This is a genomic window from Streptomyces sp. NRRL WC-3549, from assembly GCF_000721935.1.
Classification (GTDB): domain Bacteria; phylum Actinomycetota; class Actinomycetes; order Streptomycetales; family Streptomycetaceae; genus Streptomyces.
Genome location: NZ_KL585454.1, coordinates 5,836 through 7,059, shown reverse-complemented (window position 1 = coordinate 7,059; position 1,224 = coordinate 5,836). Strand labels below are relative to the sequence as shown.

Genomic DNA, 1,224 nt, shown 5'->3' with positions numbered 1-1,224 from the left:
CCCTGGGCCGAAGGCGGAATGGCGGAGGGCACGACCGAGGACCTGCACCGGCACGGACTTGTCGCGCTGGCTCCATCCCGGGCGGTCACCAAGCTGCACCAGGCGCTGGCTGAAGACGAGACCACCCTCACGGTCGCCGAGGTGGACTGGGAACGCTTCGCACCCGCGTTCACGGCTCGACGCCCCAGCCCTCTTCTCGGCGAACTCATTGACGCGCACGAGGCGCTGACGCAGTCAGATGCAGCGACGGACACCGGACCTGGTGATGCGGCGATGCAACTGCGTGAGCGGCTGTCGGCGGCCACCGCGCCGGAGCAGAACCGCATCCTGCTCGAACTCGTGCGAGGCGAGGCGGCGCGGGTGCTGGGACACGAGTCGTCCGACGCCGTCAAGCCCAGACGGGGTTTCGTGGAGCTGGGCTTCGACTCGCTCATGGCTGTCGAGGTGCGTAACCGGCTGGCTTCCCTCACAGGGCTCCGTCTGCCGACCACGCTCCTCTTCGACTTCACCTCGTCCGCGGCGCTGGCGGAGCACCTGTGTTCCGAGCTGGCTCAGGACATGTCCGCCGCGGCCCCGGTCGTGTCGGCCATCACCGAGTTGGAACGCATGCTCTCCGGGGTGCCTGCCACCGGCGTCGACCGTGAGGACATCACGGAGAGACTTCAGGGCCTTTTGACGGCGTGGGGTGGCTCACAGGCGCCTGTCCCGTCGTCGGACACATCCACGCCGGCGACCGTCGAGGTGGACCCCGCGCTCGACGCGGCCACGTCGGATGAACTGTTCGACCTCATTCAGCGCGAATTCGGCAAGTCCTGAACGGCAGTTGTCGACGCGCGTGCAAACCATGGCTTTCTCAAGGGGCGGTGCTGTTTCCGATGGCGAGTGAAGAGAAACTCCTGGATCACCTGAAGTGGATGACCGCTGAGCTTCGGCAGACGAAGCAGCGGCTCCACGAGGTCGAGTCCGAGGGCCAGGAGCCGATCGCCATCGTCGGCATGAGCTGCCGTTTCCCCGGTGACGTCCGCTCGCCCGAGCAGTTGTGGCAGTTGGTGGCCGACGGCTCGGACGCGATCGCTGGCTTCCCGCCGGACCGTGGCTGGGACACGGACGGGCTCTTCCATCCCGATCCGGATCACCCTGGTACGACCTACGCCGACCAGGGCGGCTTCCTGAGCTCCGTCGGCGACTTCGACGCCGAGTTCTTCGGGATCTCGCCGCGTGAGG

The 1,224-nt window shown here is 67.4% G+C and carries 2 protein-coding genes; both read left to right on the top strand.

Annotated elements, in window-relative coordinates; translation table 11 throughout:
• On the top strand, positions 1–816 hold an 816-nt coding region (locus tag IH13_RS0135605; protein WP_234433509.1), incomplete at its 5' end, for an acyl carrier protein.
• 59 nt (positions 817–875) lie between these two features.
• Positions 876–1,224: beta-ketoacyl synthase N-terminal-like domain-containing protein (locus tag IH13_RS39380; RefSeq protein ID WP_158791507.1), on the top strand; the 349-nt coding region annotated here is incomplete at its 3' end.